This is a genomic window from Rhizobium sp. NZLR8, from assembly GCF_019685025.1.
Classification (GTDB): domain Bacteria; phylum Pseudomonadota; class Alphaproteobacteria; order Rhizobiales; family Rhizobiaceae; genus Rhizobium.
In genome coordinates, this window is sequence record NZ_JABDVY010000001.1 from 409,016 (window position 1) to 425,363 (window position 16,348).

Sequence of the window (16,348 nt, forward strand, 5' to 3'; positions counted from 1 at the left end):
AGTGTGTTTCTGCCTCGGGGAGATTCCGGACCAGGCAATGACGAAACACGCGCAGGGCCTCATGAGTTCGTTTTCTCGCGTAAGTTGAGATATCCGGTAGACACGTCGTTTTCGATGAAATCTCCCGGAAACTTTCGACCTCTAATACGGCCGCGCGTCCGGTGAAAGGGAAGGTGATTGACGGAATATTATTAAAGTCTAATTTTGAAGTCCCTTAATCACGCGCTCGGGAGGAAACAATGCGTGAGCCAGATATGCAGAAACTCGATGCACTCGTCGGCCGGCTTGTCGGCGATGTCGGCGCCGCCATGTCAGGCGCCTTGGTCGTGCTTGGCGACAAGGTGGGAATTTTCAAGGCGATGGCCGACGGGACGCCGATGAACGTCCAGCAGCTCTCTGCAAAAACCGGAGTGAAGGAGCGTTATCTCAGGGAATGGCTCAGCGCCCAGGCGGCAGCGGACTATATCGTCTATGACGAAAAGACCGATCGTTTCAGCCTGACGCCGGAGCAGGCGATGGTCTTTGCCGAGGAAAACAGCCCGGCCTTCTTCGTCGGCGCCTTCGAAGTCGTGCAATCGATGTGGATGGACGAGCCGAAGGTCGCCGATGCCTTCCGCACCGGCAAGGGTCTCGGCTGGCATGAGCACAGCACCTGTCTGTTCCGGGGGACCGAGCGGTTCTTTCGTCCGGGCTATAACAGCCATCTCGTCGCCGAATGGATTCCGGCCCTTGCAGGGGTCGAGGAGAAGCTCAAGGCCGGCGCCAGTGTCGCGGACGTCGGCTGCGGCCACGGGGCATCGACCATCCTGATGGCGCAGGCCTATCCGGCCTCCCGTTTTACCGGCTTCGATTATCACGGCCCGTCGATCGAAAAAGCCAAGGCCGCCGCCGAGGATGCCGGGGTCGCCGACCGTGTGACGTTCGAGCAAAGCCGGGCGGCGGAATTTCCAGGCCGCGGTTATGACATGGTCGCCATGTTCGACTGCCTTCACGACATGGGCGATCCGGTCGGCGCCGGCCAGCATGTTAAGGAAACGCTTGGGCCGAACGGCACGTGGCTGATCGTCGAGCCCTTTGCCCATGACCATCTGAAGGACAATCTCAACCCCGTCGGTCGCGTCTATTACGGCGCCTCGACGATGATCTGCACACCGGCATCGCTCTCGCAGGAGGTGGGGCTCGGGCTCGGCGCACAGGCGGGAGAAATGAAGCTGCGAAAGGTGGCGCTCGACGCAGGTTTCAAGCATTTCCGTCGCGCCACGGAAACCCCGTTCAACATGGTGTTCGAGGTGCGGGCCTGACGGAACCGGGGTAGCTGGCGGCCGCTATCGCAGCTTGCCGATGCTGGCATACATGCCGGTGGTCCGGAATTCCGTCGGGTTGGTGCCGTAGACCCGGCGGAAGACCTTGGAGAAGTAGTTCGGGTCCTCGAAGCCGCACATAATGGCGACCTCCTTGACCGGCAGAAAGTCCGCCTTGGTCAGAAGCTTGACGGCGCGCTGCAATCGCTGCTGCAGCACGAATTCGGCCGGCGGCATGCCCTCGCTCCCGGCGAAGCTGCGCGAGAAATGCGCGCGGCTGAGGCCGACGATGCCGGCGAGGTCGCTGACCGGCAGCGGCTTTTCGAGATTGGCATTGATATGGTCGATCACCGGCTGCATCAGACTGAGCTCGGCGGCAAAGGCCGGCGAGCCGAAGACGTCGTCGTAAAGCGCCATCGCCGCTTCGTAGGCAATCGCCGAGGCAGCCCCCGGCGAGGTCGCGCCGGTGACGAGGCGCAGGCTGCAATCGGCGAGATGATCGATGGTCGAGGGCTGCAGCTTCAGCACCGGCCCGGCGGTGGACAGCACCATTTGGTGGATGCGCAGCGTTTCCTCACCATTCATCGAAATCCAGAAATATTCCCAACGGTCGCCCTTCTCCAGCCAGTATCGATGATTGTGCGGCACGAGCACCAGCAGCGTGTCGCCACCCTGAAGACGATAATTGCGGTTCTGGTAGCGCAGCCGGCCGCTGCCGCTGATCGTGTGCTGCAGCACGGTGAACGGCGTTTGGCCGCGCCTGCGGCCATCCCAGTCATATGGCTCGTTCTCGCGCACTTCATAGCCGGAGCTGGTCGGCATCGCATGCAATCGCTCCCGGCCGCGGGGCAGCGAAACCGTTCTCATCGACTGTCCGTTGGCAATCAAATTATGCAGCACAAAATTACCCCTGAAAGCATAATCCTTCTCTGGTGGCCCTGCTGAATTCGGGCATAATCCCGCTCGACAAACAGGGAAGAGACCACGGCCGATAGAGCGGTCGGGAGGAAAACAAGCATTTTCTTGGCTTTTTCAACCCCATGTTCCAGCATGCGGGCTGATCCTCCATAGCCGTCTTTTCTGTAGCATTTGATTGGGTCGAGGTGAAGATCATGAGTTTCAAAATCGCTATCATCGGTGCGGGCAGCGTCGGTTTCACCAAGAAGCTGTTCACCGACATTTTGTGCGTTCCGGAGTTTCGCGACGTCGAATTCGCGCTGACCGATCTCAGCGAGCATAATCTCGAGATGATCAAGGCGATCCTCGACCGCATCGTCGAAGCGAACGGATTGCCGACCAAGGTGACGGCGACGACCGACCGGCGCCAGGCGCTGTCCGGCGCCCGTTACATCATCAGCTGCGTCAGGGTCGGCGGGCTCGAGGCCTATGCAGACGATATCAGAATTCCGCTGAAATACGGCATCGATCAATGTGTCGGCGATACGATCTGCGCCGGCGGCATTCTCTACGGCCAGCGCAACATCCCGGTTATTCTCGACTTCTGCAAGGACATCAGGGAAGTCGCCGAGCCCGGCGCGAAATTCCTCAACTATGCCAATCCGATGGCGATGAACACCTGGGCGGCGATCGAATACGGCAAGGTCGATACCGTCGGCCTCTGCCACGGCGTCCAGCATGGCGCCGAACAGATTGCCGAGGTGCTTGGCGCCAAATCGCTTGGTGAGCTCGACTATGTCTGCTCCGGCATCAACCACCAGACCTGGTTCATCGACCTGCGCCTCAACGGCCGCAGGATCGGCAAGGACGAGCTGGTTGCCGCCTTCGAGGCGCATCCGGTCTTTTCGCAGCAGGAGAAACTGCGCATCGACGTGCTGAAGCGTTTCGGCGTCTATTCCACCGAGAGCAACGGCCACCTTTCGGAATACCTGCCCTGGTACCGCAAGCGGCCGGAGGAAATCACCCGCTGGATCGACATGTCCGACTGGATCCACGGCGAGACCGGCGGTTATCTCCGCCATTCCACCGAAACCCGCAACTGGTTCGAGACCGAATTCCCGCAATTCCTGGAATCCGCCGGAAAGCCGCTCGACCCTACCAAGCGCTCGAACGAACATGCCAGCCACATTCTCGAGGCGCTGGAGACGAACCGGGTCTATCGCGGCCATTTCAACGTCAAGAACAACGGCGTCATCACCAACCTGCCATCCGATGCGATCATCGAATCGCCGGGCTTCGTCGACCGCTTCGGCATCAACATGGTCTCGGGCGTCACCCTGCCGGAAGCCTGTGCGGCCACCTGCATCGCCTCGATCAACGTCCAGCGCATGTCGGTGCATGCCGCCATATCCGGCGACATCGATCTTCTGAAGCTTGCCGTGCTGCACGATCCGCTGGTCGGCGCCGTGTCGACGCCCGAGGAAGTCTGGCAGATGGTCGACGAAATGGTCGTTGCCCAGGCGCGCTGGTTGCCGCAATATGCCGATGCCGTGCCGGCCGCCAAGGAGCGGCTGTCGAAATCCAAGGTGCAGACCCGCGACTGGGCGGGTGCCGCACGCCGCAACGTTCGCTCGATCGAGGAGCTGCGCGCGGAAAAGGCGGCGCTGAAACAGGCCGTCTGATTTTCGTGAGAGAGGGGTCGCCATGGATTTCCGGGAGGGAAATCCTTGGGCCGCCGGCCCGCTTTCACGCCGTTTGAGGAAAAGGAGCCGCGTGCCCCGCGCTCCGGAACAAGAGGGAGAAACGATAATGAAATTCCGCAACCTTGGCATTCTGGCCGGACTAGCGCTTGGCGTCTCAGTCCTGGCGCTGAATGCATACGCCTCCGAGGCCACCGTTCCGCCGGCGCCGGCGGACTTCCCGGCCGAAGGCAAGATCAAATATGTGGCGCGCGACTCCATCCTGGAGTTCAAGGCGCTGCCCGAATATCACGAGCCCGACTGGGTCACGAAGAATTTCGTTGCCGCCGGCAAGCTGCCGCCGGTCAAGGATCGCCTCCCGAAGGAGCCGATGGTCTTCAAGACAGGCAATATGCCCGACGGCATCGGTGTCTACGGCGATACGATGCGCCACGTCATCGGCGGCCGGCCGGAAGGCTGGAACTACGGCGCCGGCCAGACGCAGGGCTGGGGCGGCATCGATATCGGTCTCTCCGAGTGCCTGACCCGCACCGCGCCGCTGTTCCAGGTGGAAGCCAAGGACACCGAGCCGTTGCCGAACCTTGCCAAGAGCTGGGATTGGTCCACAGACGGCCACAAGCTGACCATGCATCTGGTCGAAGGCGCCAAATGGTCGGACGGCGCGCCGTTCAACGCCGACGACATCATGTTCTACTGGGATGACGAAGTCGTCGATCCGAACGTCTCGCCGCTCGGCGGCGGCGCCTCGCCTGAGGCTTTCGGCGTCGGCACGACACTGAAGAAGATCGACGACTACACCGTCGAATGGACCTTCAAGGAAGCCTTCCCGAAGCAATATCTCTACACGATGTCCTACCCGAACTTCTGCCCGGGTCCATCGCATATCCTCAAACCCCAGCATCCGAAATATTCGAAGAACACCTACGACCAGTTCAAGAACGCCTTCCCGCCGGAGTTCATGAACATACCGGTCATGGGCGCCTGGGTGCCGGTGGAATATCGTTCCGACGATATCATCGTCATGCGCCGCAACCCCTATTACTGGAAGGTCGACGAGAAGGGCAATCAGCTGCCCTATCTGAACGAGCTGCACTACAAGCTCTCGACCTGGGCCGACCGCGACGTGCAGGCCGTGGCCGGATCCGCCGACATCTCGAACCTCGAGCAGCCGGAAAACTTCGTCGCGTCGCTGAAGCGCGCGGCAGAAAAGACCGCGCCAGCCCGCCTGGCCTTCGGCCCGCGCCTCATCGGCTATAACTTGCGCATGAACTTCTCCGCCAACGGCTGGGGCAGCCCGGACGAACGCGGCCAGGCGATCCGCGAGCTGAACCGCAACGAGGATTTCCGCAAGGCCGTCACCATGGCGCTCGATCGCAAGGCGATCGGCGACTCGCTGGTCAAGGGACCGTTCACCGCGATCTATGCGGGCGGGCTTTCCTCCGGCACCAGCTTTTACGACCGCAACTCCACCGTCTACTATCCCTTTGATCTCAAGGGCGCCAAGGCGGAACTCGCCAAGGCAGGCCTCAAGGATACCGATGGCAACGGCATCGTGAACTTCCCGGCCGGTACGGCGGGCGGCAAGGATGTCGAAATCGTCATGCTGATCAACAATCAGTACACGACCGACAAGAGCCTTGCCGAAGGTGTCGTCGCTCAGATGGAGAAGCTCGGTCTGAAGATCGTCATCAATGCGCTCGACGGACCGAAGCGTGACGACGCGCATTATGCCGGCCGCTTCGACTGGCTGATCCAGCGCAACACGACGGAACTGTCGTCGGTGGTGCAGAATACCGAGCAGCTTGCGCCGATCGGTCCACGCACCAGCTGGCACCATCGCGCCGGCAAGGACGATCAGCTCGATCTGATGCCGTTCGAAAAGGAACTGAACGATGTCGTCGCCAAGTTCACGACCAGCCCGGACAATGATGCCCGCGTTGCGCTGATGAAACAGTACCAGAAGATCTCGACAGAGCACGTCAACACCGTGGGTCTGACGGAATATCCTGGCGCCCTGATCATCAACAAGCGGTTCTCGAATGTGCCGCAGGGCACGCCGATCTTCATGTTCAACTGGGCTGAAGATTCGGTGATCCGCGAACGCCTGTGGGTGGCCGCCGACAAGCAGGGCAAATACGAGCTGTTCCCAGAACAGCTGCCCGGCAAGCCTGGCGACAAGGGCCCTGTTAAGAACTAGTTCCCTCCCAGCTGAAGCGAGATTCAGGCCGCGCGTGGCGCGCGGCCTGATATGACCAACAAGCCGGCCGCGCTGACAAGGAGCGACTGGCGGCAAGGAAAAGCGGACCGTCCGATGTTACGATTCCTGCTCGTGCGCATAGCTTCCGCGATCCCCGTCCTGTTCATTCTGAGCGTGGTGACTTTCGCGATCATCCAGGCCCCGCCCGGTGACTATGCCGATTATATAAGATCCCAGCTGATCAACCAGGGCGGCGCATCCTATGCCCAGGCCGAAGAGCAGGCCCAGGCCTACCGGGTCGAACACGGTTTGGATAAACCGATGGTCGTCCAATACGTCAACTGGATCGGCGGCATCGTCACCCGCGGGGATTTCGGCTACAGCATGTTCTACAACAAGCCGGTCGCCGACGTCGTCGCAGAGCGGCTGCCGCGGACCCTGCTTCTGGCGCTTGTCTGCCACATCCTCGCTTCGGTGCTCGGCATCGGCTTCGGCATCTGGGCGGCGACGCGGCAATACAGCTGGATCGACAGCACGCTTTCGGCGATTTCCTTCCTCGGCATGACGGTGCCGCGGTTCCTGATGGCGCTGATCATCGTCTATCTGCTGGTCTTCCAATTCAACGTTGCCGAAATCGGCAGTTTCTTCTCGCCGCAATATGGCGGAGCGCCTTGGTCGTGGGCGAAATTCGTCGATCTCGTCCATCATGTCTGGCCGGTCGTGGCGATCGCCACCTTCGGCGGGCTCGCCTACAATATGCGGGTGATGCGCGGCAATCTGCTCGACACGCTGAACGCCCAATATGTCGAGACGGCCAAGGCCAAGGGGCTTTCCGGCGCGGCGGTGGTGATGCGCCATGCGGTGCCCAATGCGCTTCATCCATTGGTAATGTACCAGGGCGTCGTGCTGCCTTACATGCTGACCGGCGAGATCGAAACCGCCATCATCTTCGCGCTGCCGACCGTCGGCCCGGCGATCGTCGGCTCGATGGCGATCGGCGACGTCTATGTCACCGCCACCTTCATGATGGTGCTGTCGGCGACGCTGATCGTCGGCAACATCATTGCCGACCTGCTGCTGGCGCTGCTCGACCCGCGTGTCCGCCAATTTCAAGGAGCCTGAGAATGCTGGCTTTCGACTCCTCGCCGCCACCGCCGACAACGACCGAACCTTCGGTCAACAAGCCATCGCGTGGCCATGAGAGCTATATCGCCCTGGTCTGGCGCCGGCTGCGGCGTTCCTGGACCGGCATGGCCGGGCTTATCCTCGTCGGGCTGTTGCTCTTCATGGCGGTCTTTGCCGATTTCGTCGCGCCGATGGACCCGAAGGCGACCGATGTCGGCTTTGCGCCGCCGCAGATGATGAGCTTTCACGACAAGGACGGCAATTTCGTCTTCCAGCCGCGCGTCTATGGCCTGGCCGATTCCGATGCGCTCGACCCGGTCACCTTCCAGCCGATCGTCGGCGTCGATTACGACAATCCGCGGCTGCTCGGCTTCTTCGTCAAGGGCGCCGAATACCAGCTTTTCGGCCTGATCCCGGCTGACCGCCACTTCTTCGGCTCGACCGATGGCGAGCCGGTGCATTTCCTCGGCACCGACAAGTTCGGCCGCGATGTGCTGTCGCGCGCCATCATCGGCTCGCGCATCTCGCTGACCATCGCGCTCACCGTCGTCTTCATCGTCACCGTCATCGGCACGACCGTCGGCATGGTCTCCGGCTATTTCGGCGGCACCTTCGATGTCTGGCTGCAGCGCTTCGTCGAGCTGGTGCTCGCCTTTCCGCAATTGCCACTCTATCTGGCGCTGACCTCGCTGATCCCGGTGACGGCGCCGACCAATGTCTTCCTTGGTTTCGTCATCGTCGTGATGTCGGCGCTCGGCTGGGCGCAGATGTCGCGCGAGGTGCGCGGCAAGACCCTGGCGCTTGCCCGCATCGATTATGTCCGGGCGGCGATGGCCGTCGGCGCCACCGACCGGCGCATCATCCTGCAGCACATCTTCCCGAACGTGATGAGCCACGTCATCGTCGCGGTGACGCTCGCCATACCGAGCGTGGTGCTGCTGGAATCCTTCCTCGGCTTCCTCGGCTTTGCCGTCAAGCCGCCGCTGATCTCCTGGGGGCTGATGCTGCAGGATACCGCGACCTATTCTGTCATCGGCTCCTATCCCTGGATTCTCTCCCCCGTCGGCTTCGTGCTCGTCACCGTCTTCGCCTTCAATGCGCTGGGCGATGGACTGCGCGATGCAGTCGATCCTTATTGAGGTGATTGATATGGCTCTTGCACTGGTCAATTCCTTCGCCCCATCCGTCCGCCATGACCATGACGGCCGCTCGGACACACCGATCATCGACGCCCGCAATGTGGCGGTGAATTTCAAGGTCGAAGACGGCATGGTCGAAGCCGTCAAGGACGTCTCCTTCCAACTCTATCGCGGCGAGACGATCGCCATCGTCGGCGAATCCGGCTCCGGCAAATCGGTGACGGCGCGAACGGTGATGGGGCTGCTGTCGAAGCGCGCCGTGGTTTCGGAGAAATCGACGGTCGCCTATGACGGCAGCAATATCCTGACATTTTCCGAGCGGGCCCGCCGCAAGCTGCGCGGCGACCGCATCTCGATGATCTTCCAGGAGCCGATGAGCTCGCTGAACCCGATCTATACGATCGGCAGCCAGATCGTCGAGGCGATCCGCGTCCATCGCCGGATCAGCAAACGGGACGCGCAAAAACGTGCGCTCGAACTGCTCGAACATGTGCAGATCCCCGATCCGGCCGCGCGGCTGATGCAATATCCGCATCAGCTTTCCGGCGGCCAGCGCCAGCGCGTGATGATCGCCATGGCGCTTGCCAACGATCCGGATGTCTTGATCGCCGACGAGCCGACGACGGCGCTCGACGTTACCGTGCAGGCGCAGATCCTCAACCTGATCCGCAACCTGCAGAAGGAAATGGGGATGGCCGTCATCCTCATCACCCACGACCTGACCGTGGTGCGGCAGTTTTCGGATTACGTCTATGTGATGCAGCATGGCGAAGTGCGCGAGCACAACACCACCGAAGCCCTGTTTGTCAATCCGCAGCACGCCTATACCAGGCATCTGCTTGCCTCCGAGCCGCGCGGCCAGGCCAATCCGCTGCCGGAGGGATCGGATGTCATCCTCGATGCCAAGGGCGTGCGCGTCTCCTTCATGATGCGCCACGGCACCTTCTTCAAGCCGGCGATGCGCGAGCTTGTCGCCGTCGACAGCCTGAGCCTGACGCTGCGCCGTCACGAGACGCTCGGTCTCGTCGGCGAATCCGGCTCCGGCAAGACGACATTCGGCCAGGCGATCCTGCGGCTGAACACGCCCGACAGCGGCGAGATCCACTTCGACCATCAACCGATCCACGGGCTTTCCAGGGCCGGGATGCGGCCATTCCGGGCCCGCATGCAGGTGGTGTTCCAGGACCCGTTCTCATCCCTCAACCCGCGCATGACGATCGGCCAGATCATCGAGGAAGGCCTCGTCGTCAACCGGCTGGGCGCCACCCGGGCCGAACGGCAGGACCGGGTGCGCGAGGCACTGATCTCAGCCGGCATGCCCGGCAATATCCTGTCGCGTTTCCCGCATGAATTTTCTGGCGGCCAGCGCCAGCGTATCGCCATTGCCCGCGCCATCGCGCTCGAGCCGGAGTTCATCCTGCTCGACGAGCCGACATCCGCACTCGACCTTTCCGTCCAGGCGCAGATCATCGAACTGCTGCGCAAGCTGCAGGACGAGCGCGGCCTGAGCTACCTCTTCATCTCCCACGATCTCAAGGTCGTCAGAGCCCTCTGCCATCGCGTCATCGTTATGCAGCATGGCAAGATCGTCGAAGAGGGTCCCGTCAACGAAGTACTATCCCATCCCAAGACCGCCTACACCGAACGGCTCGTCAAAGCCGCTTTCGAGGTAGCATGACTATCGAATGCCGGAGGTTATAATGGCAGCAAATCCCAAAATCACATTCATCGGAGCAGGCTCCACCGTTTTCATGAAGAACATCGTCGGCGACGTGTTGCAGCGTCCGGCCCTGTCGGGTGCGACGATCGCCTTGATGGATCTCAATCCGCAACGGTTGGAAGAAAGCGCCGTCGTCGTCAACAAGCTGATCTCGACGCTCGGCGTCAAGGCCAAGGCCGAGACCTATTCCGACCAACGCAAGGCGCTTGCCGGCGCCGATTTCGTCGTCGTCGCCTTCCAGATCGGCGGCTATGAACCCTGCACCGTCACCGACTTCGAAGTGCCGAAGAAATACGGGCTGCGCCAGACGATTGCCGATACGCTCGGCGTCGGCGGCATCATGCGCGGGCTTCGCACCGTGCCGCATCTCTGGAAGATCTGCGAGGACATGCTCGCCATCTGCCCTGAGGCGATCATGCTGCAATATGTCAACCCGATGGCGATCAACACCTGGGCGATATCGGAGAAATACCCGACCATTCGCCAGGTCGGCCTCTGCCATTCGGTGCAGGGCACGGCGATGGAGCTGGCCCATGACCTCGACATTCCCTACGAGGAAATCCGTTACCGGGCGGCCGGCATCAACCACATGGCCTTCTATCTCAAATTCGAGCATCGCCAGGCCGATGGTTCCTACCGCAACCTCTATCCCGATCTGCTGCGCGCCTATCGCGAGGGCAGGGCGCCGAAGCCCGGCTGGAACCCGCGCTGCCCGAACAAGGTGCGCTACGAAATGCTGACGCGTCTTGGCTATTTCGTTACCGAAAGCTCGGAGCATTTTGCCGAATACACGCCCTATTTCATCAAGGAGGGTCGCGAGGACCTGATCGAGAAATTCGGCATTCCGCTTGATGAATATCCAAAACGCTGCATCGAGCAGATCGAGCGCTGGAAGGGCCAGGCGGAGGCCTATCGCAGCGCCGACAAGATCGAGGTTCAGCCGTCGAAGGAATATGCTTCCTCGATCATAAACTCGGTCTGGACCGGCGAACCCTCGGTGATCTACGGCAATGTCCGCAACAATGGCTGCATCACTTCGCTGCCGAATAATTGCGCCGCCGAAGTGCCCTGCCTGGTCGATGCCTCCGGCATCCAGCCGACCTTCATCGGCGACCTGCCGCCGCAGCTGACCGCGCTGATCCGCACCAATATCAACGTCCAGGAACTGACGGTGCAGGCGCTGATGACCGAAAATCGCGAGCACATCTACCACGCCGCGATGATGGACCCGCACACGGCGGCCGAACTCGACCTCGACCAGATCTGGTCGCTGGTCGACGACCTGCTCGCCACCCACGGCAACTGGCTGCCCGAATGGGCCCGCACATCCAGTAAAGTCAAGGCTGCCTGACCTACTCTCCCTGGTCAGGCGTCAAAGAGCCCCGCGGTGTTGCAACAACCGCGGGGTTTTTTGCGGACGCCGGGTACAGCGACCGGTTGAGGAACCGACGGCGACGCGCTGTGGCGATCTGATCGCGTATCCGACGCGGTGCGCCTGGGAATGCGGTTCATGGGGCCGACATCAAGGACCGCACGACGTCGCCAGGAAGGGCTTCACGGCCAACGGTCAGGTCGACGGCACGACTGGAAAATCAAGCAATCAAGGGAATTTAGGGAGATTTGGCTGGGGAAGCTAGATTCTCACATGATTTCAATGGCGTAGCGAAAAACCTTATAATTCCCTATGTTTTCCCGCCGCGAGCGACCGTGGATGCCACCTTTGAGCCCTGGCTTTGGGCCTCAGTCAACCCCTCGGTCGATCGGCAATAATTTCCGCTCACGTTGCGGTGGCGCAGCCATAAAGCGCCCGTGCGGGAAGAGGTAGCAAAGTCGACCGGTCGGGCGTGCCGCTGCCCACAATTCTGCTGCGCGGGGCCGGCGGCCGGGCCGATCAGGAATTCAACAAGGCTTACGCTTTTTGTCGGAATTCTGATGGATTGGCGCGGCGCGGCGGGTTCGATCTCAAGCTCTGCCGCCATCGCTCGGCAATGGCTTTCGATCGAAAGACCGATCCGCTCGGCAGCCAAAGACTGGCGGCGAAGCGGTCGGCGGATGATCGGGCGTTTCCTCATACATCGAAGGCTGGGTTTCGCGGGCGCGTGACCTTGGCATTTGCTATGATGACCGACCGCGAACAAAATCTACCGCTACTTCCGGGATGCCCGAGAAATTCAAAGGCAATGCCGATTTCCCCCGCGCAACATCCTGTCGCGGACCAGCGCGGGCGGACAGCGTGGTTTCATTTGCTCATGGGTTTTGGATCGATACGCGCCAGCAGGGATTCGATGTCCCAGCGATCTTTTTCCGTCTCCTTTGCAATCGCGATGAGGCGCTCCATCGGCGTGTGCTTGCGCAGATCCTCGATCAGCGCCGCCAGGGCCGATGGCAGACACAGGCTCATGTCGGCCGAGGGGTTGGCCTGGGCATGCGCCTTGCCCGCCGGACCGACAAAGGCGAGGCCGAGGATGGTGTGGCCGGGATAGGTCTGCGCCATCCATTCGAGATGGTCATGACCCTGCGAAATGTCTTTCTTGAAATAGGTCGCCGGATCATTTTTGTCCGTCTTCAATTCGAAACCGAACTGGCGCGGATTCGCGTAATCGCGCCACAACACGTCGGGTCCGGTGTCTCCGTCATTGTCGGGCCTTGTCGCGGTGAAGCCGAGTAGCTCCCCGAGGGCACGGACGCCGGCTTCCGCCTGCCTAGGATCGCCGTCATCGATGAGCGCGAGTGCCTGGGCGAGCTTTTCCACCTCCGCTTCGAACTTGTTGCCGTGGTTGTATGAGTTTCCCAGATAATGCTAGGAGCGCTTAGTTTAGTCGTTCGATTTGTCGCGCCTTGAGTGAGAGCTTTGCGAGCGCAATGCGCTTTCGAAAGGCAGCCTATTCGTCGAGGTAGCGTTCGGTCAACCGCGCCCACATGGCAGCACCTGCCGTCGGACTTTCGTCCGCGAAGTCATATTTGGCGCTATGCAGGATCGCCGAGTTGACACCATTACCGAGACGCAGAAAGGCGCCAGGTTTGTGCTCGAGGAAATGTGAGAAGTCTTCACTGCCGGGTATGAGAGGGCAGGTCGTCACCTTGTCACTCATCAATGCGCTCGCCGAGCGCGGCGTCGAGGCCGCCCATGGCGGTGGTCTTTGCGCCTGGATCCCAGTGTCCTCGGAACCATTTGCGCTGGTCACGCTCGCGGCGAGGGGCATCGCGGTTCATCCGGGAGCGAAATTCTCGGTTCTGCCGAGTAGCCACCTGCGTGTGGCGACCGCCAATTTGACCGATCGCTGCCAGGAAGTCGCCGACGGAATTGCGCTCGCGGCCGTGCATCGGTGATGGGGCGTTTTTCGCCGGGGGAGCGGCCGGTGGCGAGTTCCATCTTGCGAGGCACCATTATGCGCAAGACTCCGATAACCGCGATCCGTGTCCCAAGCGTAACTTTATCAGCGATCTGTCCGCGCCCTTCTGCTCGCCATCCGTACTGTCGAAAGCTTCTCGTCCGGCACTTGGTCGGTCGAGGTCGATCCAGCAATATCGCCAAGGCTGCGAAGTTCGACCCCGCCTGGCCAAGGCGCGTTTCCGGTTTACCCGCAAGATCAATAGGGTCGGTCATGCCATGTTGGAGAGCGCCTATCGGCACTTTCCCAAAGCAGGAATTTGGCTGGTCTCACCTAAGCGGGCCTGGCGCCGGGTTAATCGTCAATGCTTTGAACCCATTGCCGAGGTAAGCAAGACTCTTTCGGCGCTTAGCTGGCGATAAAGCGCGTTGAGTTCAGCGTGCCTTATCTCCTTGATATTCGGCGACGCCATTTCGGCATCCAGTTTTTTAAGGTGCAGGTCGATTTCTGCTGATCTTTCGGCGTTACCGTCCGACGATTTAAATTCGATCATGGGTATCTCCTTTGAGAGTGAGTTAGTCTTTCGGCGGGGATTTTCACCCGCGAAGATTTGTGGGCGATAGCCACTTGTGAACGGTTAGTGGGGGAATTTGCTCGGGTCTTGGCCCTGCTCGTTGTCGCTGAGATGTATCACCTGCAATCGGCTGATCCTTAGGGCTTTGAGCAACGCTGATTTCTCATCCTGCCCCCCTTTTTCTGTGGCCACAATCTTAGTGAACGCAATCTCGGTAAAGGCAGTCTTCTCGGCGGGAAACATGCGAATTGTTCGGCGGATCGGTGCTGCTTCATCGGAAGGCATAGAAAAACTCCTTGGTTGAGATGAGGTCTGCGTCGAAACAGAACCAACATCGGTTAGGCAGATCTTGCTCGGTGCCTGAAGCAGTCGCGCGTCGTTCAGCGAGGGTGGATCAGTGCGACGTAAGCGATGAAGGCTAGGCTGAAAGCAGGGGCCGACTTGATCAGGAATTCGATGTATCGAAACCGGCTAAGATAGACTGATGTGCTCTTCCATAAATAGAGCATTGATGTCTTGGACATTGGAGCCTTTCCTGATGGTTGGAAGAGAGCAAGCTGGCGGTGTCGACCAAGGTCTTGGGAACGCAGTGTGAAACTGCTAAAGCACGGAACGGCGAAGGGTAGGCCCATCTCACCTACAGCCATGCCGAGCGCGCGGGTGTCCACGTTGAACCAAAATCTGCTTATGCATATTCACACGCCCATGGTGAGAAGTCAGTCACGTAGGGCGTTAATGCGCGGTCTGCAGATTGCCACGGGGCAAACCGCGGATAGCAGATTGATGATGCGCGATGCTGAGAGGGATGATTGTCTTTTCCGAGCGGCCCAACCGGTACTCAAACGCTCCGCCAGGCTCAAAATCGAAAGCCTAGCAGCGGTGCCTGCGGAAGCGCACTTCCCGACGAATGTTGCGATCCATGGCCGTCAGGAACCGAAGGGAAATGTTGGAAGACATAACGTCCTCCTTTCAGTCGGGGCTAGGGTATGGTGACCCTAAAACAGCAGCGCCCTGAACATGGCTTACTGAAGTTCGGACCGTGCGCCTCTTGAGGCGGCAAAGCAAATGAAAAGAATGCGTGCCGACTAGGGGATTTTGCATCGCTAGCCAGACTGATACCGGATATTGGTCCGCCGGCTGGAAGTTTCTCAAAGACACGATCAGAGGGCGTGCTATGCCTAAGGAGCGATCAACAGTTGTTTCGTTTTGCATAGCGGATTGTCCGCTTCGGCTGACGGCCGCGCCGACTTAGATACCGCGCGCGAGATGGACCAATTTGCCGGCCTGCGCCTGGCGGTGGCCACGCGTTTTATCTATGTTTTCGCCGACAAGATAAACATGATGTAACTTTCGCGTATTTCAGATACGCAATAGTTTCAATTTCGAAATCTCTTAAACGGGTCGATGATTTGAAAGGAATAGGGCAGCCGAGCGCCCATCTCCCACGCTATTCTCGTATCTCGATGACCTTGACCGACACGTCCATTTCCACGAAATCTTCCGGCGTTCCAGCATATCCGCCGGTCACAGGCATGATCTGGCCATTGTTGCGAGCAAACGCCACGGGAATGAGACAGGCTGCTCCCACCCGTCGGTGGGTGGGATCAAACGCGATCCAGCCTGCTCCGGGAAGATAGACTTCCGCCCAGGCATGCGTTGATCCGCCGTCATCGACCGAGGCCTGAGGGTCGTAGAGATAGCCGGAGACAGCACGGGCACCGAAGCCCAGGCAGCGCACCGCCTCGATGAAGAGCGCCGCAATGTCCCTGCATGAGCCGCTTGCGAGTTCCAGTGTTTGTTCGGGCGACTGCGTGCCTTCTTCATCTCGGATACGGTAGGTGACATTTGTGAGAATGCCGGCGTTCAAATCCTTGAGGAGTGACAGCGTGTCGGTCGGGCGGCTGCGCACGAACGCTCCTGCCCAATCCGACACCGCGCCACGGGAAGATGTCGCAACAGCAAATGCGCCAAGGTCGGTCTTGTCTTCGCTTGAATAGGTGAAGGGATAGGTGTGGGCCGAAATGTCGATATTGAAAACAGGCCACGGATCGGCGGTCTGCTCGACAACGGCATCACTGGAGATCGTCAACTCCGAGGTTTGTTCAGAAAACGTCACCGTGGCTATTGTGTTGCCGAAGACGTCCTGCGCCCAGTCGATCGATCCCCGGGCAGAGCAGTCGATCCCGAAAGACAAGGTCCGCAGCTGTTGGGCGGTTCGGGGCGACAGCATCAATCGGTGTGCAAGCAGCCAGACGGGTCGCGCGTAACGGTAGCTCGTTCGATGCTTGATCTGAAGTTTCATTGTGGTCTTCCGAACGCAAGATCGTTCCGTTCAGCGAAGGCATGCGCTATCGAAACGGCAC

At 60.2% G+C, this 16,348-nt stretch carries 14 protein-coding genes and 2 pseudogenes; 9 read left to right on the top strand and 7 right to left on the bottom strand.

The window, feature by feature from the left end; all coding sequences use genetic code 11:
- Positions 1-239 precede the first annotated feature (239 nt).
- Positions 240-1,301: a class I SAM-dependent methyltransferase gene (locus HJB89_RS01945; RefSeq protein WP_221148794.1), complete on the top strand. Its 1,062-nt coding sequence runs from the start codon at positions 240-242 to the stop codon at positions 1,299-1,301.
- Positions 1,302-1,325: 24 nt separating this feature from the next.
- Here the strand turns inward: HJB89_RS01945 and HJB89_RS01950 are convergent, their stop codons facing one another.
- A complete protein-coding gene (locus HJB89_RS01950) occupies positions 1,326-2,168 on the bottom strand; it encodes an AraC family transcriptional regulator (RefSeq protein WP_221148797.1) in 843 nt (280 codons plus the stop codon).
- A gap of 245 nt (positions 2,169-2,413) precedes the next feature.
- On the opposite strand from HJB89_RS01950, the gene HJB89_RS01955 reads away from it, so the two are divergent.
- The 6 genes from HJB89_RS01955 to HJB89_RS01980 all read left to right on the top strand — a co-directional run bounded on the left by HJB89_RS01955 (position 2,414) and on the right by HJB89_RS01980 (position 11,430).
- Positions 2,414-3,880 carry an alpha-glucosidase/alpha-galactosidase gene (locus tag HJB89_RS01955; protein ID WP_221148798.1) on the top strand — a complete coding sequence of 489 codons (1,467 nt, stop codon included), beginning with the start codon at positions 2,414-2,416 and terminating at the stop codon, positions 3,878-3,880.
- 124 nt (positions 3,881-4,004) lie between these two features.
- Positions 4,005-6,095: an ABC transporter substrate-binding protein gene (locus HJB89_RS01960; protein ID WP_221149014.1), complete on the top strand. Its 2,091-nt coding sequence runs from the start codon at positions 4,005-4,007 to the stop codon at positions 6,093-6,095.
- 114 nt (positions 6,096-6,209) lie between these two features.
- Entirely contained in the window at positions 6,210-7,217 is a 1,008-nt protein-coding gene (locus tag HJB89_RS01965; protein WP_207585529.1) for an ABC transporter permease, read from the top strand.
- Between the two features lie 2 nt (positions 7,218-7,219).
- Complete coding sequence (locus HJB89_RS01970; protein WP_221115642.1) at positions 7,220-8,359, top strand: ABC transporter permease; 1,140 nt, start codon at positions 7,220-7,222, stop codon at positions 8,357-8,359.
- 10 nt (positions 8,360-8,369) lie between these two features.
- A complete protein-coding gene (locus HJB89_RS01975; RefSeq protein ID WP_221148800.1) occupies positions 8,370-10,037 on the top strand; it encodes an ABC transporter ATP-binding protein in 1,668 nt (555 codons plus the stop codon).
- 22 nt (positions 10,038-10,059) lie between these two features.
- Positions 10,060-11,430: an alpha-glucosidase/alpha-galactosidase gene (locus tag HJB89_RS01980; RefSeq protein WP_221115644.1), complete on the top strand. Its 1,371-nt coding sequence runs from the start codon at positions 10,060-10,062 to the stop codon at positions 11,428-11,430.
- Between the two features lie 888 nt (positions 11,431-12,318).
- Here HJB89_RS01980 and HJB89_RS01985 read toward each other — a convergent pair.
- Both HJB89_RS01985 and HJB89_RS01990 read right to left on the bottom strand, forming a co-directional pair.
- Positions 12,319-12,831 carry a hypothetical protein gene (locus HJB89_RS01985; RefSeq protein ID WP_221148802.1) on the bottom strand — a complete coding sequence of 171 codons (513 nt, stop codon included), beginning with the start codon at positions 12,829-12,831 and terminating at the stop codon, positions 12,319-12,321.
- Between the two features lie 130 nt (positions 12,832-12,961).
- A pseudogene (locus HJB89_RS01990) lies at positions 12,962-13,165 on the bottom strand (amidohydrolase); the annotation flags it as partial.
- On the opposite strand from HJB89_RS01990, the pseudogene HJB89_RS01995 reads away from it, so the two are divergent.
- A pseudogene (locus HJB89_RS01995) lies at positions 13,164-13,409 on the top strand (GntR family transcriptional regulator); the annotation flags it as partial. The pseudogenes HJB89_RS01990 and HJB89_RS01995 overlap by 2 nt on opposite strands.
- A gap of 363 nt (positions 13,410-13,772) precedes the next feature.
- On the opposite strand, the gene HJB89_RS02000 reads toward HJB89_RS01995, so the two are convergent.
- The 3 genes from HJB89_RS02000 to HJB89_RS02010 form a co-directional block, all read right to left on the bottom strand.
- The gene (locus HJB89_RS02000; RefSeq protein ID WP_207585534.1) at positions 13,773-13,964 is read right to left on the bottom strand and encodes a hypothetical protein; all 192 of its coding nucleotides are present in this window, start codon (positions 13,962-13,964) and stop codon (positions 13,773-13,775) included.
- 84 nt (positions 13,965-14,048) lie between these two features.
- On the bottom strand, positions 14,049-14,270 hold the full coding sequence (locus HJB89_RS02005) for a hypothetical protein (RefSeq protein ID WP_207585535.1): 222 nt from the start codon (positions 14,268-14,270) through the stop codon (positions 14,049-14,051).
- A gap of 95 nt (positions 14,271-14,365) precedes the next feature.
- A complete protein-coding gene (locus HJB89_RS02010; RefSeq protein WP_207585536.1) occupies positions 14,366-14,509 on the bottom strand; it encodes a hypothetical protein in 144 nt (47 codons plus the stop codon).
- Between the two features lie 694 nt (positions 14,510-15,203).
- Between HJB89_RS02010 and HJB89_RS33060 the strand changes: the two genes are divergently transcribed.
- Positions 15,204-15,332, top strand: coding sequence for a hypothetical protein (locus HJB89_RS33060; RefSeq protein WP_259671962.1), 129 nt, complete (start codon positions 15,204-15,206; stop codon positions 15,330-15,332).
- Positions 15,333-15,432: 100 nt separating this feature from the next.
- Here the strand turns inward: HJB89_RS33060 and HJB89_RS02015 are convergent, their stop codons facing one another.
- Positions 15,433-16,287, bottom strand: a complete 855-nt coding sequence (locus HJB89_RS02015; protein WP_221115646.1) for a transglutaminase family protein — start codon at positions 16,285-16,287, stop codon at positions 15,433-15,435.
- Positions 16,288-16,348: the final 61 nt, after the last annotated feature.

Bases quoted from the DNA above. Each gene is read 5' to 3' on its own strand.
- HJB89_RS01950 (WP_221148797.1), bottom strand. From the start codon at position 2,168: ATGAGAACGGTTTCGCTGCCCCGCGGCCGGGAGCGATTGCATGCGATG.
- HJB89_RS02010 (WP_207585536.1), bottom strand. From the start codon at position 14,509: ATGTCCAAGACATCAATGCTCTATTTATGGAAGAGCACATCAGTCTAT.
- HJB89_RS01965 (WP_207585529.1), top strand. From the start codon at position 6,210: ATGTTACGATTCCTGCTCGTGCGCATAGCTTCCGCGATCCCCGTCCTG.
- HJB89_RS01980 (WP_221115644.1), top strand. From the start codon at position 10,060: ATGGCAGCAAATCCCAAAATCACATTCATCGGAGCAGGCTCCACCGTT.
- HJB89_RS02000 (WP_207585534.1), bottom strand. From the start codon at position 13,964: ATGATCGAATTTAAATCGTCGGACGGTAACGCCGAAAGATCAGCAGAA.
- HJB89_RS01975 (WP_221148800.1), top strand. From the start codon at position 8,370: ATGGCTCTTGCACTGGTCAATTCCTTCGCCCCATCCGTCCGCCATGAC.
- HJB89_RS01955 (WP_221148798.1), top strand. From the start codon at position 2,414: ATGAGTTTCAAAATCGCTATCATCGGTGCGGGCAGCGTCGGTTTCACC.
- HJB89_RS01945 (WP_221148794.1), top strand. From the start codon at position 240: ATGCGTGAGCCAGATATGCAGAAACTCGATGCACTCGTCGGCCGGCTT.
- HJB89_RS01970 (WP_221115642.1), top strand. From the start codon at position 7,220: ATGCTGGCTTTCGACTCCTCGCCGCCACCGCCGACAACGACCGAACCT.
- HJB89_RS02015 (WP_221115646.1), bottom strand. From the start codon at position 16,287: ATGAAACTTCAGATCAAGCATCGAACGAGCTACCGTTACGCGCGACCC.
- HJB89_RS02005 (WP_207585535.1), bottom strand. From the start codon at position 14,270: ATGCCTTCCGATGAAGCAGCACCGATCCGCCGAACAATTCGCATGTTT.